Origin of the sequence: Brevibacterium daeguense (assembly GCF_021729135.1) — a bacterium.
Taxonomy (GTDB): domain Bacteria; phylum Actinomycetota; class Actinomycetes; order Actinomycetales; family Brevibacteriaceae; genus Brevibacterium; species Brevibacterium daeguense.
In genome coordinates, this window is sequence record NZ_JAJTWW010000001.1 from 235,797 (window position 1) to 258,649 (window position 22,853).

At 70.6% G+C, this 22,853-nt stretch carries 20 protein-coding genes; 14 read left to right on the forward strand and 6 right to left on the reverse strand.

Features of this window, described 5'->3' with window-relative positions; genetic code table 11:
- The first annotated feature begins 10 nt into the window (after positions 1–10).
- The 11 genes from LXN01_RS01025 to ccsB are packed head-to-tail and all read left to right on the forward strand — an operon-like array spanning position 11 to position 12,678.
- Positions 11–694, forward strand: a complete 684-nt coding sequence (locus tag LXN01_RS01025; protein WP_236862688.1) for a redox-sensing transcriptional repressor Rex — start codon at positions 11–13, stop codon at positions 692–694.
- Complete coding sequence (gene hemA / locus LXN01_RS01030; RefSeq protein WP_236862689.1) at positions 691–3,192, forward strand: glutamyl-tRNA reductase; 2,502 nt, start codon at positions 691–693, stop codon at positions 3,190–3,192. Before LXN01_RS01025 ends, hemA begins: the two co-directional genes overlap by 4 nt.
- On the forward strand, positions 3,179–4,843 hold the full coding sequence (locus LXN01_RS01035) for a bifunctional uroporphyrinogen-III C-methyltransferase/uroporphyrinogen-III synthase (protein WP_336885213.1): 1,665 nt from the start codon (positions 3,179–3,181) through the stop codon (positions 4,841–4,843). Before hemA ends, LXN01_RS01035 begins: the two co-directional genes overlap by 14 nt.
- Complete coding sequence (gene hemB / locus LXN01_RS01040) at positions 4,844–5,842, forward strand: porphobilinogen synthase (protein WP_236862691.1); 999 nt, start codon at positions 4,844–4,846, stop codon at positions 5,840–5,842.
- On the forward strand, positions 5,839–6,408 hold the full coding sequence (locus tag LXN01_RS01045) for a MarR family winged helix-turn-helix transcriptional regulator (RefSeq protein WP_236862692.1): 570 nt from the start codon (positions 5,839–5,841) through the stop codon (positions 6,406–6,408). Before hemB ends, LXN01_RS01045 begins: the two co-directional genes overlap by 4 nt.
- Positions 6,409–6,432: 24 nt before the next feature.
- Positions 6,433–7,791, forward strand: a complete 1,359-nt coding sequence (gene hemL, locus LXN01_RS01050) for a glutamate-1-semialdehyde 2,1-aminomutase (protein ID WP_236862693.1) — start codon at positions 6,433–6,435, stop codon at positions 7,789–7,791.
- On the forward strand, positions 7,788–8,450 hold the full coding sequence (locus LXN01_RS01055) for a histidine phosphatase family protein (RefSeq protein ID WP_236862694.1): 663 nt from the start codon (positions 7,788–7,790) through the stop codon (positions 8,448–8,450). Before hemL ends, LXN01_RS01055 begins: the two co-directional genes overlap by 4 nt.
- Positions 8,447–9,031: a TlpA family protein disulfide reductase gene (locus LXN01_RS01060; RefSeq protein ID WP_236862695.1), complete on the forward strand. Its 585-nt coding sequence runs from the start codon at positions 8,447–8,449 to the stop codon at positions 9,029–9,031. Before LXN01_RS01055 ends, LXN01_RS01060 begins: the two co-directional genes overlap by 4 nt.
- A 51-nt stretch (positions 9,032–9,082) precedes the next feature.
- On the forward strand, positions 9,083–9,811 hold the full coding sequence (locus tag LXN01_RS01065; RefSeq protein WP_236863113.1) for a cytochrome c biogenesis CcdA family protein: 729 nt from the start codon (positions 9,083–9,085) through the stop codon (positions 9,809–9,811).
- Positions 9,812–9,855: 44 nt separating this feature from the next.
- Complete coding sequence (resB, locus tag LXN01_RS01070; RefSeq protein ID WP_236862696.1) at positions 9,856–11,553, forward strand: cytochrome c biogenesis protein ResB; 1,698 nt, start codon at positions 9,856–9,858, stop codon at positions 11,551–11,553.
- A 36-nt stretch (positions 11,554–11,589) separates the two neighbouring features.
- Positions 11,590–12,678: a c-type cytochrome biogenesis protein CcsB gene (gene ccsB, locus LXN01_RS01075; RefSeq protein ID WP_236862697.1), complete on the forward strand. Its 1,089-nt coding sequence runs from the start codon at positions 11,590–11,592 to the stop codon at positions 12,676–12,678.
- A gap of 212 nt (positions 12,679–12,890) precedes the next feature.
- Here the strand turns inward: ccsB and LXN01_RS01080 are convergent, their stop codons facing one another.
- Positions 12,891–13,235 (reverse strand): PLD nuclease N-terminal domain-containing protein, encoded by a 345-nt coding sequence (locus tag LXN01_RS01080; RefSeq protein ID WP_236862698.1) that lies wholly within the window; start codon positions 13,233–13,235, stop codon positions 12,891–12,893.
- Positions 13,236–13,314: 79 nt separating this feature from the next.
- Between LXN01_RS01080 and LXN01_RS01085 the strand changes: the two genes are divergently transcribed.
- The gene (locus LXN01_RS01085; RefSeq protein ID WP_236862699.1) at positions 13,315–13,626 is read left to right on the forward strand and encodes a DUF4229 domain-containing protein; all 312 of its coding nucleotides are present in this window, start codon (positions 13,315–13,317) and stop codon (positions 13,624–13,626) included.
- Here the strand turns inward: LXN01_RS01085 and LXN01_RS01090 are convergent.
- The 3 genes from LXN01_RS01090 to LXN01_RS01100 all read right to left on the reverse strand — a co-directional run bounded on the left by LXN01_RS01090 (position 13,594) and on the right by LXN01_RS01100 (position 16,804).
- Positions 13,594–14,529 (reverse strand): 1,4-dihydroxy-2-naphthoate polyprenyltransferase, encoded by a 936-nt coding sequence (locus LXN01_RS01090; RefSeq protein ID WP_236862700.1) that lies wholly within the window; start codon positions 14,527–14,529, stop codon positions 13,594–13,596. The genes LXN01_RS01085 and LXN01_RS01090 overlap by 33 nt on opposite strands.
- Before the next feature lie 78 nt (positions 14,530–14,607).
- The gene (locus LXN01_RS01095) at positions 14,608–15,882 is read right to left on the reverse strand and encodes an AMP-binding protein (protein WP_236862702.1); all 1,275 of its coding nucleotides are present in this window, start codon (positions 15,880–15,882) and stop codon (positions 14,608–14,610) included.
- 1 nt (position 15,883) lies between these two features.
- Entirely contained in the window at positions 15,884–16,804 is a 921-nt protein-coding gene (locus LXN01_RS01100; RefSeq protein ID WP_236862703.1) for a 1,4-dihydroxy-2-naphthoyl-CoA synthase, read from the reverse strand.
- Between the two features lie 45 nt (positions 16,805–16,849).
- Here LXN01_RS01100 and LXN01_RS01105 point away from each other — a divergent pair, with 45 nt between their 5' ends.
- The gene (locus tag LXN01_RS01105) at positions 16,850–17,932 is read left to right on the forward strand and encodes an o-succinylbenzoate synthase (protein WP_236862704.1); all 1,083 of its coding nucleotides are present in this window, start codon (positions 16,850–16,852) and stop codon (positions 17,930–17,932) included.
- On the opposite strand, the gene LXN01_RS01110 is transcribed toward LXN01_RS01105, so the two are convergent.
- A complete protein-coding gene (locus LXN01_RS01110) occupies positions 17,823–19,322 on the reverse strand; it encodes an alpha/beta hydrolase (protein ID WP_236862706.1) in 1,500 nt (499 codons plus the stop codon). The genes LXN01_RS01105 and LXN01_RS01110 overlap by 110 nt on opposite strands.
- 353 nt (positions 19,323–19,675) lie before the next feature.
- Between LXN01_RS01110 and menD the strand changes: the two genes are divergently transcribed.
- Positions 19,676–21,391: a 2-succinyl-5-enolpyruvyl-6-hydroxy-3-cyclohexene-1-carboxylic-acid synthase gene (gene menD / locus LXN01_RS01115; RefSeq protein WP_236862708.1), complete on the forward strand. Its 1,716-nt coding sequence runs from the start codon at positions 19,676–19,678 to the stop codon at positions 21,389–21,391.
- A 29-nt stretch (positions 21,392–21,420) separates the two neighbouring features.
- On the opposite strand, the gene LXN01_RS01120 is transcribed toward menD, so the two are convergent.
- Positions 21,421–22,842: an isochorismate synthase gene (locus tag LXN01_RS01120; protein ID WP_236862709.1), complete on the reverse strand. Its 1,422-nt coding sequence runs from the start codon at positions 22,840–22,842 to the stop codon at positions 21,421–21,423.
- Between the last annotated feature and the right edge of the window lie 11 nt (positions 22,843–22,853).

Consider the following 22,853-nt stretch of genomic DNA (forward strand, 5'->3'; position numbering starts at 1 on the left):
AGTGACAACGGTGGTTGAGACCGTGTCCGGTCCGGACCTGTCGGCCGCCCTGCCCGCACGCTCCGTCCCCGCACCCGTCGTGGCGCGCCTGCCCGGATACCTCCAGGCTCTCGAATCCCTCCGTGCCGGCGGACGCTCGACCGTCTCCAGCGAGGAGCTCGCAGGGATGTGCGCAGTGGGCTCGGCGATCCTCAGACGCGACCTCAGCCACCTGTCCGCGGCCGGCCGGCGCGGAGTCGGCTACGACTGTGCAGGGCTGGCGGCCAACATCCGGTCGTTCCTGGGCCTGGACCGCGTGCGCCGCATCGGCATCATCGGCGCGGGCCGGCTCGGTTCCGCGCTGGCCGACTACGCCGGAATCGCCGCCAGCGGCTTCGCCCTGGCCGGCGTCTTCGACACCAGCCCGCGCGTGGTCGGCACCTCGGTCGGCGGTCTCACCGTCTCTCCGATGGGCGACTTCGCCGAGCGCAGCGCCGAGGCGGGGATCGAGCTCGCAGTGATCGCAGTCCCGGCCCCCGCAGCTCAATCCGCCGCCGATGCGGCCGTCGCCGCCGGCATTCGCGGCATCCTCAACTTCGCCCCCGTAGTACTCACCGTTCCCCCCGCAGTCCACGTCCGTCACGTGGATCTCGCAACTGAATTACAGGTCCTGGCCCATTACACGGCCGCCGAAGCAAGGGAGCAGCAGCAGTGACACTCCTCGTCCTGGGAATCTCGCACCGGTCAGCGCCGATCTCCGTCCTCGACGTCCTCTCGCTCGACAGCGCGGGCATCGAGACGCTGGTCAACGGCGCGCTGGAGGGGGAGTACGTCTCAGGCATCACCGTGCTCTCGACCTGCAACCGCCTCGAAGTCGTCGCCGACGTCTCCGCCTTCCACGGTGGCCTCGCCGACATCGGCTCGGCGCTGGTCGATGCCGTCGGCATCGAATGGAACATCCTCGCGCAGCACCTCTACGTGCACTTCGAGACGAAGGCCATGGAGCATCTGCTCAATCTGGCCACGGGGCTGGACTCGATGGCACTCGGCGAGTCACAGATCCTCGGGCAGCTTCGACAGGCATTCATCGCCTCTCAGGAGGAGAACCGCCTGACCGGCGACCTGTCGCACGCCATCCAGCAGGCGCTGCGCGTCGGCAAGCGGGCGCACTCCGAGACCGCGCTCGACAATGTCTCCCAGTCGCTGCTCGACACCGCGCTCGATTCCGCTGTCGCCCACATCGGCCCGCTCGATCAGGCGAAGGCACTGGTCGTCGGTGCGGGTGCGATGTCCGGGCTCACGGTTGCCACGCTGCAGCGGGTGGGGGTGGCCAGGATCACCGTCATCAACCGCACCCTGGAGAAGGCCGAGCGGCTGGTGGCCCCGGTCGGCGGGCGCGCGGTCGCGTTCGACGACGAGGCGCTCGTGCACGAGATCGCCGACGCGGACCTCATCATCTCGGTGACCGGAGCCCGCGGAGTCGTCCTCGGCCGCGATGAGATCGTCGCCGGCATGCAGCATGATTTCGACTCGCAGCCGCGGAAGTTCCTCGTCGACCTCGCGTTGCCCCACGACATCGCTCCCGACGTCGAGGAGCTGCCGTTCGTCCAGCTCATCGGCCTCGAAGACCTGTCGACGAAGTTCGCCGAGGCGGATCACCACAGCGATTCGAGCGTCATCTCGGTCATCTCCGAGGTCCGCTCGATCATCAAGTCGGAGATGAAGACCCTGACCGCCGGGAAGAAGGCGCGCAGCATCGCGCCGACGGTGACGGCGCTGCGGGCGCAGGCCGAGGAGACCGTCGCGCTGGAGTTCGAGCGGCTGGAGAAGAAGCTCGCCGGCAAGGTCGACGACAAGGCGCTCAGCGAGGTCCGCAAGTCGATGGCCCGAGCGGTCGACAAGATCATCCACACGCCCACCGTCCGGGTCAAGGAGCTCTCCGCCTCGGACACCGGTGTCGACTACGCCGCCGCACTCACCACCCTCTTCAACCTGTCATCGGCGCAGTCGCCGACCGCCGCGGCCATCGACCGCACGAAGATCGCGGTCACCGCACCCGGCGCCAACCAGGTGCAGGCCAGCGACAACCATCACGTCGCGGCGGACGGGCTCAAGCCCGTCGCCGACCACACTCTCGACGTCGTCGAGCCGGAGCGCTTCACCGGCAGGGAGATCAGGCTGGGCACCCGTCGGTCCCAGCTGGCACGCTCCCAGTCGACGGCGATCGCCCAGCAGATCGCGGCGCAGACCGGCTGGCGGGTCAAGATCGTCGAAGTGGTCACCGAAGGCGACGTCAACATGACACCGCTGGCGCAGATGGGCGGCACCGGGGTGTTCGTCTCCGCCGTGCGCACTGCGCTGCTGACCGGCAAGATCGACGTCGCCGTCCACTCGCTCAAGGATCTGCCCACCGCTCCCGCCGCCGGCATCGCGTTGGCCGCCATCCCGCCCCGGGTGGACCCCTCGGACGTTCTCATCGCCCGTGACGGTCTGACTCTGGCGGACCTGCCTGCCGGCTCCGTCGTCGGCACCGGCTCACCTCGCCGCGCCGCCCAGCTGCGCGCTGTCCGGCCCGATATCGAGGTGACCGGAGTGCGCGGCAACGTCGGCACCCGCATCAGCCACGTCTACGAGGGCCGGCTCGACGCTGTGGTGCTCGCCGCCGCCGGCGTCCGCCGCCTCGGCCGGCTGGCCGAGGTCACCGATGTGCTCGAACCGCCGCGCATGCTCCCGGCTCCCGGCCAGGGCGCGCTGGCCGTCGAGACGCGCTCTGCCGCCGCCCAGCTCAGCGAGCTCGACAGCGAACTGCGCCGAGCCCTCGAAGCCATTCACGACGAGACCACCGCGCTGGCAGTCATGTGCGAGCGCTCCGTGCTGTCCCGCTCCGAGGCCGGCTGCTCGGCGCCCATCGGCGCGCTGGCCGAGGTCGAGGGGCAGACGCTCACCGTCACCGGTGTGATGGCCGACGACGACGGTCGGCTGACCCGAGTGACCCGCCGTCGCAGGCTGCCCGCCTCCACCGAGGCGTCCCGCGAGGAGGTGCGCCACTCGGCCCTCGAGCTCGGCGCGGAGGCGGCCGACGAGATGCTCGCCGCGCTCGGCATCACCATCGGCGGGAACGCCGAGGCGAACGCCCCCGAATCCCAGCTCGATCCGCGCCGGGCGCTGGGTCCGGTGCAGGCGAAGGAGGTCGACGGCAGTGGTCGACGATGAACAGCTGCGGGCCGCGGTGAACCCGTCCGGTCCGCGTGGGGAGACCGCTGCCGGAGCGCTGCGCCGCACCCAGCTGGTGCCTCAGCGCCCCATGGTGTATTTCCTGGGCGCCGGTCCGGGTGACCCCGGACTCATGACCTACCGGGGCTCGGAGCTGCTCGAGCGCGCCTCGCTGGTCGTCAGCGACACCCGCGTGCACGATGACATCCTGGAAGCCTACGTGCGCGCCTCGGTGCCCCGGATCGACTCCGCGGAACTCGGCCAGGCCGCCTCGACCCGCGGCCGGAAGCTCGCCGAGCTCGCACGGGAGCACGGAGTCGTCGTGCGGCTGGTGCCGCACGACGGCGTCCTGTTCTCGACGACCACGGACGAGGCGGCCGCCTGCCGCCGCCATGACGTGGACTTCGAGATCGTGCCGGGAGTGGGGCAGAGCTCCTCGATGTCCGCCTACACCGGAACCCCGGTGACCACCAATCGGGTGCGCTCGGTCCGGTTCATCGAGGCCGGCCCGCAGACCCACGTCGACGTCTCCAAGCACCGCAATACCGGACACGTCATCAGCGGCTCCGTCGAGGAGATCGTCACCGCTCTCGAATCGCTCCTGGCCGACGGCTGGGACGGGGACACCCCGGTGCTCATGGCCAACGAGGTCTCGACGGTGCACCAGGTGACGATCGAGGCGACCATGGCGACCGCCGTCGGCAAGCTGCTCGCCGAGGCCTCGCCCGGCGACCATGTGATGATGCTCATGGGCCAGGGGATCGAGAAGCGCGCGGACCTGTCGTGGTTCGAATCGAAGCCGCTGTTCGGCTGGCGGGTGCTGATCCCGCGCACCCGGGAACAGGGCGCCTCGACGGCAGACCTGCTCACCGAGTACGGCGCCGAGGGGACGATCGTCCCGACGATCGCGATCCAGCCGCCGCGCACGCCGAACCAGATGGAGAAGGCGATCAAGGCCCTGGTCACCGGCGACTACCAGTGGGTGGGCTTCACCTCGGTCAACGCCGTGCGCGCGGTTCGGATGTGGCTGTCCGACCTCGGCCTGGACGCGCGCAGCCTGGCCGGAGTGAAGGTCGCCGCCGTCGGCGGTCCCACCGCCGAGGTGCTGCAGGACTGGGGAGTCAACCCGGACCTGGTGCCCAGCGGGGAATGGTCGGCGCGCGGATTGCTCGCCGACTGGCCGGACTTCGATGACTCGCTCGATCCGATCAACCGCGTGCTCCTGCCGCGGGCGGACATCGCCACCGAGGTGCTCGTCAGCGGCCTGCTGGAGCGAGGCTGGGAGGTCGACGACGTCACCGCTTACCGCACGGTGCGTGCCGCGCCCCCGCCGGCCCCGATCCGCGAGAGCATCAAGCGCGGCGACTTCGATGCGGTCCTCTTCACCTCATCCTCGACCGTGCGCAACCTCGTCGGCATCGCCGGCAAGCCGCATCCGACCACCGTGGTGGCCTGCATCGGCCCCGCGACCGCGCAGACCGCGGAGAGCCTCGGTCTGACCGTCGACGTCGTGGCCGATGAGGCGCATATGGGATCCCTCGTCTCCGGTCTGGTCGAATTCGCCCGCGCGCGCCGCGACGAGGACCTGGCCGAAGGCCGCACCCCCCTCAGGCCGTCGCAACGGCGGCGGACTGCCCGAAAGAAGAAGTGAATGAGTGACTACTCACTGGCCCCCGGTTCCATCCGTCCGCGCCGCCTGCGCAGCAGCCCTGCGATCCGGCGCCTCGTCAGCGAGCACCGTCTCCACGCCGCCGACCTCGTCCTCCCGATGTTCGTCAAGGAGACGCTGACCGAACCCTCCGAGCTGCAGGGCATGCCCGGCGTATTCCAGCACACCCTCGACTCGCTGGTGACTGCCGCCCGCGAAGCCGCCGACGCCGGAGTCGGCGGGCTCATGCTGTTCGGCATCCCCGCCGTCCGCGACGAGATCGGGTCGCAGGCGTGGGCCCCGGACGGGATCCTCAACCGTGCGATCACCGCAGTCAGCGAGGCGGTGGGGGACCGAACGGTCGTCATGGCCGATCTGTGCCTGGACGAGTTCACCTCTCACGGCCACTGCGGCGTGCTGGCCGCCGACGGCAGCGTCGACAACGACGCCACCCTGAACCGTTATGCGGAGATGGCAGTTGCGCAGGCCCGCGCCGGTGCCGCCGTGCTGGGACTGTCCGGGATGATGGATGGGCAGGTCGCCGCCGTCCGGCACGCGCTGGACACCGCCGGTTTCACCGACGTGATCGTGCTCGGCTACACCGCCAAGTACTCGTCCGCCTTCTACGGGCCCTTCCGCGAGGCCGTGGAATCACAGCTGCAGGGGGACCGCAGGACCTACCAGCAGGACCCGGCCAACGGCCGCGAGGCGATGCGCGAGCTCGAGCTCGACCTCGCCGAAGGCGCCGACATCGTCATGGTCAAGCCCGGACTGCCCTATCTCGACGTGCTCGCGGAGGTCGCCCAGGCCAGCCCCGTGCCGGTGTGGAGCTATCAGATCTCCGGCGAGTACGCGATGGTCGAGTTCGCTGCCCGGGCCGGAGCGATCGACCGGATGCCCGCGATCCTGGAGACCCTGGTGGCGTTAAAGCGCGCCGGCGCCGACGCGATTCTGACGTATTGGGCCACTGAGGTCGCGAGCGTCCTGGAGCGCAGGCGATGAGCGACCCCACCTCCGGTGTCTTCGCCGGCACCGCCGAAGTCGGCACAGCCGAAACCGGCACCGCCGAAGTCGGCACAGCCGAAGGCGAAGCGACCGGACCCGCCCGTGCCGAGCCGCGCTGGCTGACGGCCAATCAGCAACTGGCCTGGCGGAACCTGCTGGAAGGCCACGAACTCCTCATGAGCCAGCTCGACAAGGAGCTGCGGGCCGCGCACGGCATCGGGATGCCGGAGTACGAGCTGCTGGTCCGGCTGTCCGAGCAGCCGGACCACGCGATGCGGATGGCCCAGCTCGCCGACGAGGTGGGGATGTCCCGGTCGCGGCTGACGCACATCGTGGCGCGGATGGAGAGCCGGGGGCTGCTCAGCCGCGCCGCGATCGCCGAGGACGGTCGTGGAGTCGTCTGCCGGATGACCGAAGGCGGCTGGCAGCTGCTGCAGACCGCCGCGCCGACCCACGTCGAGGGGGTCCGCGACCACCTCATCGACTTGTTGAATGAGGACGAAGTCGAGACGATGAAGAACATCTTCCTCAAGGTCAACGCCCACATGCGTGAGCTGCGCTGAGCGATCGGCGCAAGAAGGAGCGACATGACGAACCAGCCCATCGACCGGTCCCGCGACCTCTTCGAGCGGGCCGGCAGAGTGACTCCCGGCGGAGTGAACTCCCCGGTCAGAGCATTCGGTGCGGTCGGCGGCACGCCCCGCTTCATCGATCGGGCCCGGGGTGCCGCGCTGATCGACGTGGACGGCAATGAGTATGTCGACCTCATCGGATCGTGGGGTCCGATGATCCTGGGCCACGCACACCCCGAGGTGCTCGACGCCGTCCGAACGGCCGCCGCCAAGGGCTTCTCCTTCGGTACACCCAGCGAGAACGAGGTGCTGCTCGCCGAGGCGATCGTCGACCGGGTCGATCCCGTCGACGAGGTCCGCCTCGTCTCCTCCGGCACCGAGGCGACGATGTCCGCCATCCGTCTGGCACGCGGCTTCACCGGCCGGCCCGTGGTGGTGAAGTTCGCCGGCTGCTACCACGGTCACGTCGATGCGCTGCTGGCCGCTGCCGGCTCCGGCGTCGCCACCTTCTCCCTGCCCGACACTCCGGGCGTGACCGGTGCCAGCGCCGCCGACACCCTGGTGCTGCCCTACAACGACCAGGAGGCGCTGCGCTCGGCCTTCGCCGAGCACGGCGACCGGATCGCATGTGTCATCACCGAAGCCTGCCCCGGCAACATGGGCGTCGTACCCCCGCGCGACGGCTTCACCCGGCTCATCCGCTCGCTGACCCACCAGCACGCGGCCCTCATGATCTCCGACGAGGTGATGACCGGCTTCCGCGTCTCACCCAGCGGCTGGTACGGCTGGGAGCTCGAACGCGAGGGATACCCGGACGGTCCGGCTGATCTCTTCACCTTCGGCAAGGTGATGGGCGGCGGCTTCCCGGCAGCCGCATTCGGCGGACGCCGGGAGGTCATGGCCCAGCTGGCCCCGAGCGGTCCGGTGTACCAAGCCGGCACGCTGTCGGGCAACCCGGTGGCAACGGCCGCCGGGCTGGCGACACTGCGGCTGACCACCGAGCTCGATGTCTACTCGGCCATCGAGACCGCCGCGGACAGGCTCCGCCCCGAGGTCACCGCGGCGCTCAGCGCCGCCGGCGTCCCGCATGTCATCCAGAGCGCGAACTCGATGTTCTCCGTGTTCTTCACCGACCGCGAGGCGGTGGTCGACTACGAGGACGCGCGCAGTCAGGACACCGCCGCCTACGCGGCCTTCTTCACCGCGATGCTCGAGCAGGGCGTCCACCTGCCGCCGAGCGCCTTCGAGGTCTGGTTCCTGTCGCTTGCCCACACCGATGAGGTGCTCGACCGCATCGTCGCGGCACTGCCGAGGGCCGCCGCCGCCGCGGCTTCTGCCATGGCCGGCTCCGCGGGGGACAGGACGACCGGATGACGTTGGTGCAGATTCACCTGACCCGGCACGGGGAGGTGCACAACCCGGACGGCATCCTCTACGGCCGGCTCGAGGGCTTCGGACTGTCCGAGCGGGGCAGGGCGATGGCCGACCGGCTCGTCGAGCACTTCACCGCCGCCGAGCGCAGCGTCCGCCTGCTCGTCTCCTCTCCGCTGCAGCGCGCGCAGGAGACGCTGGCACCGCTCGCCGCACAGCTGGAGCTGGAGCCGCGCATCGACGAACGCGTCATCGAGGCCGAGAACGCCTTCGAGGGGACCGCGGTCAACCGCGGATCCCTGTCCCGGCCGCAGAACCTCGCACGGGTGTACAACCCGTTCCGGCCGTCATGGGGCGAGCCCTACCTCGACCAGGTCAAGCGCATGCGGGCCGCTATGGCCTCGCTGCGGGTCCGCCTGGAGCGGGCAGCCGACGAGGCGGGACTCGACGCGGTCGACGGCGTCATCGTGTCCCATCAGCTGCCGATCTGGGTCACCCGCCTGGCCGCGGAGCGCAGGCCGCTGTGGCACGACCCGCGCAAGCGCGAGTGCGCACTGGGGTCTGTCACGACCTTCACATACGAGTCCGGCAGACTGATCGGCGTGGAATACGAGAACGTGTGCGCCGACCTGCAGCCGGCGAAGGCGGTGACCGGCGCGTGACCAGCCGACGGACGCTGCTGACCTGGCTGGCCGCGGGCGCCTCGGCGACGGTGCTGGCCGGATGCTCCACCGGTGACGACGCGCTCGCCCAGCAGGCCGGCTCCGAGCAGGGCTACGTCTCCGGCGCGGGAGTCATCACTCGGGTGCCGGTCGCCGAACGGGGCGAGCCGCTCGACCTGGAATTCACCACCCTGGCAGGCGAACAGACGTCGCTGGCGCAGTGGCGACCCAAGCTGGCCGTCATCAACCTCTGGTACGCCGCCTGCCCGCCGTGCCGGAAGGAAGCACCGGATCTGGCCGCGGTCTCCGAGGAGTTCTCCGAGCAGACGGCGTTCCTCGGCGTCAACGTCCGCGATCAGGCGGCGGCCGCCGAGGCCTTCGTGCGGAACTTCGAGGTCCCCTACCCGAACATGCTCGACTCCGACGGCCGCATGGTCGCGATGCTCTCGGGCATCCTGCCTCCGCAGGCCACTCCGTCCACGGTGATCCTCGACTCCGCGGGACGGGCGGCGGCTCGGGTCGTGGGCGCCGTGGAGGAGTCGACTCTGCGGGGGCTCATCGAAGACGTGCTGGCGGAGTAGCCGGTGCCCGACCTGCTCGCCGGCCTCGGCCAGACCTTCGCCCAGACAGTCATGGACGGCCCGCTCCTCGTCGCCATCGCCGTCGCGGCGCTGGCCGGAGCCGTGTCCTTCGCCTCACCCTGCGTGCTGCCGCTGGTCCCCGGCTACGTCGGCTACGTCACCGGACTGTCCGGCAGCTCGCTGCAGGACCGCCGCACCAGCAAAGTGGTCCTCGGGGTCAGTCTGTTCGTGCTCGGCTTCGCCGTCGTGTTCGTCGCGATCGGCGCCCTGTTCTCCGGACTGGGTGTGCTGCTGGCGGAATGGATCGACGTCGTCACCCGCATCATGGGCGTCTTCGTCATCCTCGCCGGCATCGTCTTCATGGGCGGGTTCAGCTTCCTGCAGCGCGAGCGGCGGATCCACGCCCGCCCGCGGGCCGGACTGTGGGGAGCCCCGGTGCTCGGGGCCACCTTCGCGCTCGGCTGGGCCCCATGCATCGGTCCGACGCTGGCGGCGGTGCTGGCGATGTCGACCGGGTTCGGCGCCTCGGACGGCGTGTGGCGCGGCACCATGCTGACCTTCGTCTACTGCCTGGGTCTGGGGATCCCGTTCATCCTCGTCGCGGTTGCACTGCACAAGGGGATGGGCCGGCTCGCATGGGTGCGCACTCACCAGCAGACGATCGTGCGGATCGGCGGAATCGTCCTGATCATCCTCGGAGTCCTGCTCGTCACCGGCATCTGGACCGCCTGGATCTACAGCCTGCAGGGGCTGATCTCCGGGTTCGAGATGATCATCTGATCGCGCACCGGACACGGCCTGGAAGAGAAGAAGCGAACACCACTGTGACGAAGAACCCCACCCAGCAGAAGCCCGGCTCGACTGCCCAAAAGGGCGCGGCCGGCGCGAAGACGACCGGCACCCCCGCTGTGAAGGCGGCGCCGGCCAACATCGGCTTCCTCGGAATGCTGCGCTGGGCGTGGCGGCAGCTGACCACCATGCGGGTGGCGCTCATCCTGCTGCTCATCCTGGCGCTGGCGGCCATTCCGGGTTCGCTGTTGCCCCAGCGGATTCAGGACCCGATCCGCGTCAGCACCTTCATCGAGGAGAACGGGGCCTGGGGCGAGTTCCTCGACCGGGTGCAGCTGTTCGACGTCTACTCCTCGATCTGGTTCTCCAGCGTCTACATCCTGCTGATGATCTCCCTGGTCGGCTGTGTCCTGCCGCGGACGAACCAGCACTGGAAGGCGATGCGGCAGGATCCCCCGAGGGCGCCTCGGCGGCTGTCGCGGATGCCCGGCTACCAGACCTTCCGACTGGCCGTCGACCCGGATGCCGGGACCGACCGCCCGTCGGCCACCGCCGCAGCCGGCGGCTCGGGTGCCGCAGATTCCGCAGCCGGCGGCCCGGGTGACTCCGCCGCAGCCGGCCAGAGCCTCCTCGGCCGCGCGCAGCAGCGCCTCAAGAAGCAGGGCTACCGGACGGTGCGGCTCGACGACCACATCGCCGCCGAGCGCGGCTACCTGCGGGAGACGGGCAACCTGGTGTTCCATGCGTCCCTGCTGCTCCTGGTCGTGACCATGGCGGTCGGGTCGCTGTTCGGATACTCCGGGCAGCGAGTGCTCGTCGAGGGCGACACCTTCACCAACTCGCTGGTGTCCTACGACTCCTTCGAACCGGGCACGTACTTCGACGCGAGCCGGCTCGATGACTTCCGCCTCCGGCTCAACAGCTTCGAGTCGACCTTCGACGACCAGGCGACCGGCAGCCAGTTCGGTCAGCCGCGCTCCTTCGAAGCCGACATCACGGAATTCCACGAGGGCCGGGAAACTCGCCATCTCCTCGAGGTCAACCAGCCGATCCGGGTGGGCGGCACGGGCGTGTACCTCACGGGCAACGGCTACGCCCCCGTGTTCACCACCCGTGATTCCCAGGGCACCGTCACCTTCTCCGGCCCTGTCGTTTTCATTCCCCAGCCGGAGGCCTCGGGCTACGGCTCCAGGGGAGTGGTGAAGGTGCCGGACGCCGAGCCGGATCAGCTCGGCTTCGTCGGGTTCCTGCTGCCCACCGCCGGCCTCAACGACAACGGGGAGCTGATCTCGCGGTTCGCCGAGCTGCGCAACCCCTATGTCGTGATGAACGTGTACAGGGGCGACCTGGGCCTCGACGACGGGATCCCGCAGTCCGTCTACGAGCTCGAGGCCGACGACATGGTGCAGGTCACCGACGCGAGCGGCAGCCCGGTCACCCTTGAGATGGCTCCCGGCGAGACGGTGGAGCTGCCGGACGGACTGGGCAGCATCACGCTCGAGGGCGTCGACCGCTTCGTGGCGCTCGACATCCGGCACAACCCGACCCAGGGGCTGATGCTGGTGCTCTCCATATTCCTGCTGATCGGACTGGGCCTGTCGCTGTTCGTGCCGCGGCGGCGGATGTGGGTCCGGGTGACCGACCGCGAGGTCGAGGTCGCAGCGCTTGCCCGCGGTGAGGATCCCCGCTCCGAGCATGCCGCGAAGGATCTGGCACTAGAATTGCAGGACTGACCGAGCATGCCGAGCCTCTCGGCGAAGGGACACTGAATGGACGTCAACATCGAGCTGGCCACCTGGTCGAACCTGCTCATCTATTCGGCGATGGCCGTCTATGCGATCGCCTTCATCGCCTACGCATTCGACCTGTTCGGCGGCCGCACGCTCAACTCCGCCGCCGGGGGTCGGAAGGCGACGGCTGCCGTCGCTGCATCGGCCGGCGGTGGCAGGGTCAGGCGCACGGCCCGGACCTCATCCTCCGTCGCGGTGCTGGACCCGGAGACGGCGACCGGTCCCGCAGCCGACGCCGGTTCGGGAGGTGGTTCGGGTGCGGCAGGAGACGCCGCCGAGGCCGGTTCCGGAGGCGCGGTCACCTCGGCCCGCACCCGCAGCCGTCGGCTGGCCCGCGTCGGCACCGCACTGACGGCGCTGGCCCTCCTGCTCCACGTGGCGGCCATCGTGACCCGGACGCTGTCGGTGATGCGGGTGCCGTGGGGCAACATGATGGAGTACGCGCTCACCGCCTCGGCGCTGGCCGGAATCGTCTACCTCGTCGTGCTGAAGTTCCGCGACGTGCGGTATCTGGGCACCTTCGTCGCCGGTGCGATCCTCATCACGCTGGGCCTGTGCATCACGGTCTTCTACACGCCGGCCGCGCAGCTGATCCCCGCTCTGCAGTCGTACTGGATCTACATCCACGTGCCGATCGCGATCCTGTCCACCGCGCTGCTGTCGATCTCTGCCGCGCTGGCGGTGTTCCAGATCGTCAAGGCCGCCACCGAGGCTCGCGCCACGCCCAGGTGGCTGCGCTTCATGGAGCGGGTGCCGGCGAGCGGGAACATCGAGCAGGTGTCCTATCGGATCGCCGCGGTGGGCTTCGTGACCTGGACATTCACGCTGATCGCAGGGGCGGTGTGGGCCGAGGTGGCCTGGGGCCGCTACTGGGGCTGGGACACCAAGGAGATCTGGACCTTCGTCGTCTGGGTGGTCTACGCGGCCTACCTGCACGCTCGCGCCACCCGCGGATGGGGCCCGACGAAGGTCGCAGTGCTCAACCTCATCGGCTTCGCGTCGGTGGTGTTCAACTTCTCCATCGTCAACGTCTACTTCAACGGACTGCACTCGTACTCGGGCCTGTGATCTTCCGGCCTTGGGCAGGCCTGATCCCCGGGGAGAGGCGTGGTCCACGGGGGAGCCCGCATAGCGAATGCCCGGCACCGAGAAGGTGCCGGGCATTTGCGTGGGTCGCGCTGCGCCGGTGAGGTTACGTCGTTCACGAGTCACTGCCGGTCAGATGCCGAGGTCGGGAAAGCGGTGCCGGTCAGGCGCCGGAATCGGGAAATCGCTGCCGGTCAGGCGCCCGCCTCGGGAGGCTCCTCCTCGGACTGCTCCCGCTGGCGGCGGTCACGGCGACGATCTGCGGCAAGGTCATCGGCGAGCTTGCGGAGGAATTCCGGGTCGTCGTCCGGGGCGACGGGGCCGCGACCGGCGGCGGGGCGCTCGCGGCTCTCGAACGAGGAGCGGCCGAACAGATACCACAGCAGCACGCCGACGATCGGGACCAGCAGGATGACGAGGGCCCACGCCCACTTGGGCATGATGCGGATGTGCTGACGATCGCGCGTGAGGCAGTCGAACACGCCGTACAGCGTGATCGCTGTCAGGAGGACGATTGCGGCGACGAGGAACCTGGACATGGCACAAGCGTAATTCACCGCCCTAACAGGAACCTGAGCATGAGACGGCGCGGACAGGCCCACTACACTGGATGGAATCATGCGCAACGTTTTCATCTACTCCCTGCTCCGCCTGCTGATGCTCGTCGGCGTGGTCGCCCTCGTCTGGCTGATCGCCGGCATCTCACTCATCAGCACGATCCTCGCGATCCTCATCGCCACGATGCTCAGCCTGCTCCTGCTGGGCCCCTTCCGCGCGAAGGCGACCACCGAGATGGTCGGGTGGCGCAGCGCGGCCAAGCAGCGCAGGGCGGGGAGGACGGCACTCGCCGACTCCGACGCCTCGGCCGAGGACGCGGAGATCGCTGAGGAGCCGGGCTCAGAGGGCCAGGCCGAGGGCGAGCAGCGCTGAGTAGGTCAGCGCCGTCAGCCCGGTGTTCTTGATCACCGGGATCAGCTTCTGGCCCTGCCCTCCGCCGAGCACCGTCTGCAGCGGCGATATCGCCAGCACCAGTGACAGCGCTGCCAGCACCGCTGCGGGATGCCCGAACAGGATCGGCACGAGCAGCAGCAGGTAGGGCACGAACACGAAAGCGCCGTACACCATGCGCGCCTTCTGGTCCCCGAGCAGCACTGCCAGCGTCGTCTTCCCCGCAGCGGTGTCGGTCGGGATGTCGCGGAGGTTGTTGACCATCAGCACGGCGCAGGAGAACAGCCCGATCGCCACCGCGCCGGCGATCGCGGCCGCGGTCACCTGGGAGACGAGCACGTAGGTGGTGCCGAGTGTCGCAACGAGGCCGAAGAAGATGAAGACGAAGACCTCGCCGAGTGCCATGTAGCCGTAGGGCCGCCTGCCGCCCGTGTAGTACCACGCGGCCAGGACCGCCAGGATGCCCACGGGAATGAACCACCACGCCTGAGCGACCAGGATCAGGACGATTCCGGCCGCCGCAGCGACGCCGAAGGAGATGAAGGCTGCGCGCTTGACGACATGGGGCGGCGCCGCTCCCGAGGCGGTCAGCCGCTGGGGCCCGACCCGGACGTCGTCGGTGCCGCGGATCCCGTCGGAGTAGTCGTTGGCGAAATTCGAGCCGATCTGCAGGCCGAGCGAGACGATCGCGGCCAGGAGTGCGCGGAGCAGGAGAGTGCCGATCCCGACCGCCGGGGCACTGGCCGGGTTGACCGATCCGATGATGAGGGAGGAGAACCCGCCGATCGCGCCGAAGGCCGCCCCGGTGCCGATGAGCACGGGGGCCACGGACAGGGGGAGGGTCCGCAGGCGAGCGCCTTCGATCCACTCTGCCGCTGTCGCCATTTCGTCCTTCTCTCGGATTCCAACCCCCTCATGCTACAGAGCGGCGGCGAGCGCCGAGCCGGCACGCCGATTGCAGGTTCATAACCTTCGGAGGCCGGCCCCCAGGCGATCTGCAGCCAGCCGGCGGGCAGCTGTGCGATCCGGCTTGCCGATGGATCTCATCGGCAGCTCGGTCAAGGGCAGCACCGCAGCAGGCTGCTCATAGCGCGGCAGCGCGGTGCCGGTGCGCACGCGCACCCAGCGGGCGAGTTCCACGGGATCCGGCTCGGCTGCGGCCAGGGCGGCCAGCTCCCCGCCGGCGGGCCGGACGAGCGCGACGATGCGTTCGCCCCATTCGGGGTCCGGGACCGAGGTGACGAGCACCTCGGCGGCTCCGCTGGCCTCCAGCACCCGCAGCAGCACGGCCTCGACCGCAAGGGGCGAGACGTTCTCGCCGCCGGTGATGATGACGTCATCGGCGCGCCCGAGGATCTCCAGCACGCCCTCGGAGATCCGGCCGAGGTCGCTGGTCAGGAAGGAGCGGCGACCGGCAGGGCCGGTGCCGAACCCGGTGCCGGCATCGGGCAGTGCGCGCAGGACCGGGCCGCTGCCGGTGTCGGTCACCTCGACGTACCCGTCGGCCACCACGGCGCCGGTCAGACGCACCAGCCCGTCGGCCGTGATGTCGAGCTCGACCTCGTCGAAGGGGTGTCCGTCGTACACGCAGCCTCCGCACGTCTCGCTCATCCCGTAGGTGCGCACGATGCGCAGCCCGACGGCTGCGGCGGACCGGAGCAGCGCGGGGGAGATCGCCGCTCCTCCGAGGAGGATCGCATCGAGCGCGGCAGCCGCTCGCATGGCATCGGAGTCGGCCATGACGCGTACCAGCTGGGTGGGCACGAGCGAGCCGTACAGCGGGACGCCGCTGTCGGTCGTCTCCTGCAGCCGGGCGACGTCGGCGGTGAACGAGGCTGCGGTGAAGCGCCCGACCGACTGCAGGGGAGCGGTGCCGGCAAGCAGCGAGCGCAGCACCACCTGCGCCCCGGCGATGTGGTTGGTCGGCAGGGCGAGATGCCACCGGCCGGGGCCGGACAGGTGGCGTTCAGTGGCCCGCGCCGAGGCGGTGAGCGCGGCCGCCGACAGCGCCACCCCCTTCGGCCGGCCGGTGGAGCCGGAGGTGAACACCACCAGGGCCGGCGCCTCGCGGTCGGTGCCCGCGGCCTCGTACGCCTGGGGCGGCGCGAGCCGCACGTCCCCGCTTCGATCCCGGGGGAGGACCACGGTGTGCTCGCCCTGCAGGGCGCCGCGCAGCAGTTCGGCAAGGTCAGCGCCCGGCTGCCGAGCGCGGGCACTGTCAGGACTCAGCTCCGGCACCTCAGTAGTACCAGGGGAACGGCGCCCAGTCGGGATCGCGCTTCTCCAGGAAGGCGTCCCGGCCCTCGACGGCCTCATCGGTCATGTAGCCCAGGCGGGTCGCCTCGCCGGCGAACACCTGCTGACCCATCAGCCCGTCGTCCACGAGGTTGAACGCGAACTTGAGCATCCGCTGCGCCTGCGGGGACTTGCCGAGGATCTCGCGGGCCATCTGCAGAGCCGCGACCTCGAGCTCGGCGTGGTCGACGACTTCGTTGACTGCGCCCATGTCGGCCATGTCCTGCGCGGTGTAGGTGCGGCCGAGGAAGAAGATCTCGCGGGCCTTCTTCTGCCCGACCAGCTTGGCGAGGTAGGCCGAGCCGTAGCCGGCGTCGTAGGAGCCGACATCGGCGTCGGTCTGCTTGAAGCGGGCGTGCTCGCGGGAGGCGATCGTCATGTCGCAGACCACGTGCAGGCTGTGTCCGCCGCCGGCTGCCCAGCCCGGGACGACGGCGATGACGACCTTGGGCATCGTGCGGATGAGCCGCTGCACCTCGAGGATGTGGAGCCGTCCGGCGCGGGCGGGGTCGACGGTCTCGGCGGTGTCGCCGCTGGCGTACTGGTAGCCGGAGCGGCCCCGGATGCGCTGGTCCCCGCCCGAGCAGAACGCCCAGCCGCCGTCCTTGGTGCTGGGGCCGTTGCCGGTGAGCAGCACGCAGCCCACATCCGGGGTCTGCCGGGCGTGGTCGAGCGCGCGGTACAGCTCGTCGACGGTGTGGGGCCGGAACGCGTTGCGCACCTCGGGCCGGTCGAAGGCGATGCGGACACAGCCGAGGTCGCTGCCGTCGGGGCCCAGCGCCCGGTGGTAGGTGATGTCCGTGAAGTCGAAGCCGGACACCTCACGCCACGCCGTCGGGTCGAAGATCTCGGAGACACTGTTCATGGGCTCAGCTTAACCGGGAGGCAGGCGGCGGTTAGGCTGGCGCCCATGACCCGCGCTCACAGCCCCACTGAGGTGCACGCGGCGCTCGAGGCCGCCGATCCGCGGGAGGTGTTCCCCGAGATCGCGGTGGTGTCCCTGCCGATGGTCACCCGCTTCCGCGGGATCACCGTCCGCGAGGCGATGCTGCTGCGCGGTCCGGCCGGCTGGGCGGAGTTCTCGCCGTTCATCGAGTACGACACCGCCGAGGCGGCCCGCTGGCTGCTGGCAGCGGTCGAGTTCGCCTGGGCGGAGCCCCCGGAGCCGCTCCGGCCGCGGGTGCCGGTCAACGGCACCATCCCGGCCTGTCCGCCGGGGCAGGTCGCCGAGGTGGCGGCCCGCTACGGCGACGTGTCCACATTCAAGATCAAGATCGCCGAGCAGGGCGCGGCATCCCTCGCCGAGGACCTCCGCCGGATCGAGGCGCTCCGCCGCGCGCGCCCGGACGCCGCGGTGCGATTGGACGCCAACGGCCGGTACGCGCCCGAGGAGGCGATGCGAGCGCTGCAGGCGTTCTCCCGCTTCGAGCTGCAGTACGTCGAGCAGCCGGTGGCCGCGGTGGAGGATCTCGCCCGGATCCGGGAGGCCGCAGACGCCGCCGGACTGGGAATCCGGATCGCAGCCGACGAATCGATCCGCAAGGCGGAGGACCCCTATCGGGTGGCGGAGCTCGGGGCGGCCGACGTGATCGTCGTCAAGGTGCAGCCGCTGGGCGGAGTGATCCGCGCGCGCGAGGTGGTCACCGGCTGCGGACTGCCGGCGGTGGTGTCATCGGCACTCGACACCTCGGTGGGGCTGAGTGCCGGAGCCGCGCTGGCGGCCGCGCTGCCGGTCACCGATCGCGTCGCTGAGATCTTCGGCGGGGCACCCGCCTGCGGCCTGGGGACGAGTGCGCTGTTCGCCGCCGATATCAGCGCCGCACCGGTGCGGGCCGAGCACGGTTCGGTGCCGGTCGGCCGCGCAGCCCCCGACCCGGCACAGCTCAGCCGGCTGCGGGCCGCTCCCTCACGAGTGCGGTGGTGGATGCACCGGCTTCAGCAGTGCTGGAAGCACCTGCGAACCGAGAGCTCTCCTCGGCCGCGACCGGAGTGATCGTGACCGTGGTGACCTCGTCCTGACCCCAGGTGCGGAAGTGGCGGGTCCGCTTCCCGGGGACGATCGGATCGTGGAGGGCACCGGCCATCCGCCCGGTGAGCTCCAGACGCCCCTCGGCGTCGGCCGCCAGGTCGTAGATATTGTCCGACAGCGGGGACGACACCGCGATCCGATAGCTCTGCCCGGGGTGGAACAGCGCAGGAGTTCGGACCCGGAAGGTGCCTGCTCCGTTGAGCGTGAAGGTCGATGCCGTGACCTCGGAGAAGGTCACCAGCTGGGCGCGTCGGCGCGAGATGGAGACGTCCCACCCGTGGACGGAGAAGATCGGCTCGCCGGTGACGAAGGAGAAGGCCCCGCCGTCGTGCACCCCCGAGGCGCCGGCCCAGACGGCGTCCGGGCCCGCAGCGGCCGTGTCGTCCAGCCAGGTCAGCCAGGCGGCGAGCTCACGCTGCCACGCGTACCAGTTGTGCAGCCCGGTGGGCCGCGGCAGCCACGTGTGGGCGATCCCGAGCGATTCGAGCCGAGCGTGGAACGCCTCGCCGTGCTCGTTGACGACTGCTTCGAGCACGTCGATCTCGTCCTCCGTGTCGTCCGGGTCGGGTGTTCCGGAGCCTGCGGTGAAGTAGAGCTGGGTGCCGGCGAGGTTGGGCGTCAGGCTCATCGGGGAGTTCGCCTCCCACTCCGCGCGGTCGCGGCGCGGGTCGCCGAACAGCGATTTCGACTCCCCGCCCTCGCGCAGCGCGATGATGTCGAAGAGCGGCACAGCCCGGAGCGGATCCAGCGGGGACGAGAAGGCGGCGGCGGCGCGGTAGCGGTCCGGATGCTGGGCGGCGTACTTCATCGCGCCGTACCCGCCCATCGACAGGCCCGCGAGCAGCCGGCCGCTGCGCTCCGGACTCACCGAGAAGCGGTCGGCGACGAAGTCGGGCAGCTCCTGGGTGTGGAACTGCGGCCAGTCCAGCACGCGGCCGTCGACCTGGTGGCGGGAGTATGAGCCCGCGCCGGCGTCGGGCATCACGACGAGGTAGGGGCTGTCAGCGGTGAGCTGCTCCGCCGCTCCCAGGTCCGTCCAGGACCGGAAGTCGTCTCCGCTGCCGTGGAACAGGTAGATGACGTCGGCGTGCTCGCTGGGTCTGCCGGGCAGCAGCACCCGCACGCCCACGGTGCGGCCGAGGGCGGGTGAGTAGACGAAGAACTCCCGCAGGCGGGCCGACAGCTTGCGCTTCTCGCGCACGTGGAAGCGGTGCGCGTCCCGGCCGGTGGGTTCCGGGCCGAGGAAGCTCAGGGTCTGGTTCCGGCCGGGGAACTCTCCGGCGCGGGAGCGTGCGGCCGTCAGCGCACGCACGGCGCGCGCGCCGACCGACATGAACATGGAGCGCGGATTCATTCGACAGACCTCACGATGACGACGGCAGATGGCAGACGGTAGGCGGAACACGGCAGCGGACGATGGAGCGGCCGGACCGCTGACGAGCAGAAACGCTCTCGCAGCGGTCGGGCGGATGGTCGGGCGGATTGCGGTGGAGCGGCGGTCGCCGGCGGCTGCGGCGATGAAGTCGACGGCGGCGTAGGCATTGCAGTTGCAGACAACGAGGTTACAAACATACAGACGAAAAGTGAACGGAAGCTGGACGTGTGATACCGAACCGATGCGCAGGACCCGAGGTGCACAGCAGGTGAGCGGCCGAATTGTCCGACCGCTGCCTGCGGTGGACCGGCGGGAATGATTGAATCGACGGGATGAATCATTCGACTGCAACCGCCCGCGCACTGCTGCTCGCGCTGCGCCGCCTCGGGGTGCGCGATGTCGTCGTGTCCCCGGGCTCCCGCTCTGCCCCGCTGACCTACGCGCTGGCTCAGCTCGACGCCGCGGGCCTGGTGCGGGTGCGGGTGCGCATCGACGAGCGCGAGGCGGCGTTCCTGGCGCTCGGGATCGCCAAGGGCCTGCGGGCGTCCGGCCGCGAGCGGCCCGTCGCGGTGGTCACCACCTCGGGGACGGCGGTCGCGAATCTCCATCCCGCGGTGCTCGAGGCGTCCTACGGGCACCTGCCGCTCATCGCCCTGACGGCCGACCGGCCTGCCCGACTGCGGGGCGCCGGGGCCAATCAGACGATCGACGACCAGTCCGCCGTGCTCAGCGACGTCCGCGCCCGATTCGATGTCGCGGCGACCGGCGCATCCCCGCAGCGAGCCCGGGAGTCCGCCGTCGAGGCGGTGGCCCGGTCGCTCGGTGACGGGTTCGCCACCGGCCGCACACCCGGTCCGGTGCAGCTCAATGTGCAGTTCGATGTCCCGCTCGTGCCCGACGTGGCCGACATGGCCCCGTGGTGGCCGGCGGTCACGGAGCACGATGGTCCGGAGCGGCCGGCCGCGAACGGCGACGAGCGCCCCCGACCGCCCGCAGATCGAGAATCCGTGCCGCTGGCGGCCTCCTTCGCGGCCACGGTCCTGCCGGCGCTCGGCCGGCACGCGGTGGTCCTCAGCGGCGATGCGTTCGACCATGCGGCGCGCCGGCTGGTCGAGCTGCTGCGGCACCGCCCCGTGCCGGTGCTGGCGGAGCCGTCGTCGCCGCTGGTCGCCGTCCCGGAACTCGTGGTCGATCACACTCGCGTGCTCGACGCCCGCCCGGAGCTGGTCGCGCGCATCACCGATCTCATCGTGCTCGGCAAGCCCACGCTGTCCCGGCAGGACCAGCGGCTGCTGGGCCGCCCGGGCCTCGCGGTCCACCGCATCCAGCCCGACCTCGATCAGGTCCCCGAGGATGAGTGGGAGCAGGCTCTCGCCTCGGCGCCGGAGCCGACCGGCGCGGCGGGATGGGCAGCGGAATGGGCCGCCGCCGGCCGGGCCTGTGCCGCGGAGGCGGAGGACGGGCCACAGGATGTCACCGCTGCGGTCGCTCGCGCCGTGCTCGCCGCGCCCGGCACGGTGTTCGCGGGCAGCTCCAACGCCGTGCGCTACCTGGATCGGGCGCTGCGTCCCGAGCTCCGAGCCCGCGTCCACGCCTCCCGTGGCCTGGCCGGCATCGACGGATTGGTCTCGACCGCCCTCGGGTTCGCGCAGGGGTCGGGGGGACCCGTCCGCCTGCTCATCGGTGACGTCTCGCTCCTGCACGGGATCGGCGGCCTGCTGCGTGAGTCCGGGGAGGAGCTCGGCCGCGTGCAGATCATCGTGCTCAATGACGACGGCGGCGCGATCTTCGCCGGACTCGAACACGGTAGGCCGCACCTCGCCCCGTACTTCCCGCGCTATTTCGCCACCTCCCACGGCAGGGCCTTCGCCGACTTCGCCCGCGCGTACGGGGTCCCTTACGAGGCGCATTCCACCGCCGCCGGGGTCCGCGCCGCAATCGAGGCGGGCAGGCCCGGCATCATCGAGGTCCGGCTGGCACCGGTGCGCTCACCCGGAGGGCCGGGAGGACCGCCGAGCGGGCAGGAGGGTGTGCCCGGCTCCGAGTGAACCGGCCGTGCGACCCGGCGGCGGCGCGGTCAGGGAAGCAGACCCAGTGCTCGCTTCATGGGTGCGAGCTTCGCCTCGGTCTCCGCGAGCTCGGAGTCGGGGTCGGAGTCCGGCATGATCCCGGCGCCGGCGAAGACGCGGATCCGATTGCGCGCCTCCAGCTGACCGCAGCGCAGCGCGATCCCGAACTGACCGTTTCCGCGGTCGTCGAGCCAGCCGACGGGTCCGGCGTAGCGACCGCGGTCGGCCTCCTCGAACTCCTCGATCGCATCCAGTGCGGTCGCCTTCGGGAATCCACCCACCGCGGCCGTCGGATGCACTGCCGCGGCCACCTCGAGGGCGGAGGGGAGTCCGGTCTCGCCGCGCCGGAGCGTGCCGTGGGCGTCCGAGGCGAGATGGATGACATTGGCCAGCTGCAGCAGGTGGGGCTCGGCGTCGACGTGGAGTTCGTCGGTGACCGTCGCCAGGCTCTCGGCCAGCGACTCGATCGCGTAGCTGTGCTCCCGAGTGTCCTTCGCCGATCCGAGCTGCGTGCGCGCTGCGGCGATCTCCGCCGCCGGATCCGCCTCGACCCGATACGTCCCCGCCAGCACCCGGGAGGTGACCTGCCCGTCGGAGACCCCGATGAGCAGCTCGGGGGTGGCGCCGATCAGTCCGGCGACGTTGAAGGTCCAGCAGCTCGGATAGGCCTGGTTGAGCCGGCCCAGGACCGCGCGCACATCGATGTCGGCCTCGGCCTCGATGACCTCGTCGCGGGCCAGCACGATCTTGCCCAGCCCCTGTCCGCTGCTGCGCAGGCGCTCGACGGCGCGGGTGACGATCCGGGTGTACTTCTCCGCCGTCACCGTGCCCGGCAGCGGACGGGCGCCGACAGGCAGCTTCAGCGGCGTCTCCGCCAGCACGAAGGCGTCCGCCTCGTGAGCGGTTCGGCCCGCGTCGGATCCGGGTCCGCGCACATCGGTGGGCCTGGTGTCGGGCTTGCCGGCGTCGCCGGGTTCTCCGTCCCTGAGCCGGATCGATGTCAGCCAGACCCGCCCCTCCCGCCGGCCCATCACGAACTCCGGGACGTCGATGACGGAGGAGACCTGCGAATGGCGGGAGAAGGCGACCGCGGAGAACCCGATGAGGCCGGAACCGGCCAGCCCCACCTCGTTGTGGATGCGCGCCTCGGCCGACAGCGCTCGCCACGCTCGCGCCAGCGCCGCGAACCGGTCCGGCCCGCAGGCCCGCAGCCGGACCAGCCGGCCCAGCCCCACCAGGCCCGAGGTGCCGCGCACCCAGCAGGAGAATCCCGCCGGCGGAAGCTGGGAGAGGAATTCCGCTGCTGTCGTCGGCAGGCCCTGCACGAAGGGCTTGGGCGCATCCGGGTGCACGCCGTCGATGAACCACGAGTGCACCTCGAGGCGCGCAGCGGGAGCGGCCGGCTCGGCCGTGACGTCGAAGGTTCTCATCGGCGCCAATC

Coding starts and splice junctions, on each gene's coding strand:
- hemB (WP_236862691.1), top strand. CDS start 4,844: ATGAGTGACTACTCACTGGCCCCCGGTTCCATCCGTCCGCGCCGCCTG.
- LXN01_RS01045 (WP_236862692.1), top strand. CDS start 5,839: ATGAGCGACCCCACCTCCGGTGTCTTCGCCGGCACCGCCGAAGTCGGC.
- hemL (WP_236862693.1), top strand. CDS start 6,433: ATGACGAACCAGCCCATCGACCGGTCCCGCGACCTCTTCGAGCGGGCC.
- LXN01_RS01055 (WP_236862694.1), top strand. CDS start 7,788: ATGACGTTGGTGCAGATTCACCTGACCCGGCACGGGGAGGTGCACAAC.
- LXN01_RS01065 (WP_236863113.1), top strand. CDS start 9,083: ATGGACGGCCCGCTCCTCGTCGCCATCGCCGTCGCGGCGCTGGCCGGA.
- ccsB (WP_236862697.1), top strand. CDS start 11,590: ATGGACGTCAACATCGAGCTGGCCACCTGGTCGAACCTGCTCATCTAT.
- LXN01_RS01080 (WP_236862698.1), bottom strand. CDS start 13,235: ATGTCCAGGTTCCTCGTCGCCGCAATCGTCCTCCTGACAGCGATCACG.
- LXN01_RS01085 (WP_236862699.1), top strand. CDS start 13,315: ATGCGCAACGTTTTCATCTACTCCCTGCTCCGCCTGCTGATGCTCGTC.
- LXN01_RS01090 (WP_236862700.1), bottom strand. CDS start 14,529: ATGGCGACAGCGGCAGAGTGGATCGAAGGCGCTCGCCTGCGGACCCTC.
- LXN01_RS01100 (WP_236862703.1), bottom strand. CDS start 16,804: ATGAACAGTGTCTCCGAGATCTTCGACCCGACGGCGTGGCGTGAGGTG.
- LXN01_RS01105 (WP_236862704.1), top strand. CDS start 16,850: ATGACCCGCGCTCACAGCCCCACTGAGGTGCACGCGGCGCTCGAGGCC.
- LXN01_RS01110 (WP_236862706.1), bottom strand. CDS start 19,322: ATGAATCCGCGCTCCATGTTCATGTCGGTCGGCGCGCGCGCCGTGCGT.
- menD (WP_236862708.1), top strand. CDS start 19,676: ATGAATCATTCGACTGCAACCGCCCGCGCACTGCTGCTCGCGCTGCGC.
- LXN01_RS01120 (WP_236862709.1), bottom strand. CDS start 22,842: ATGAGAACCTTCGACGTCACGGCCGAGCCGGCCGCTCCCGCTGCGCGC.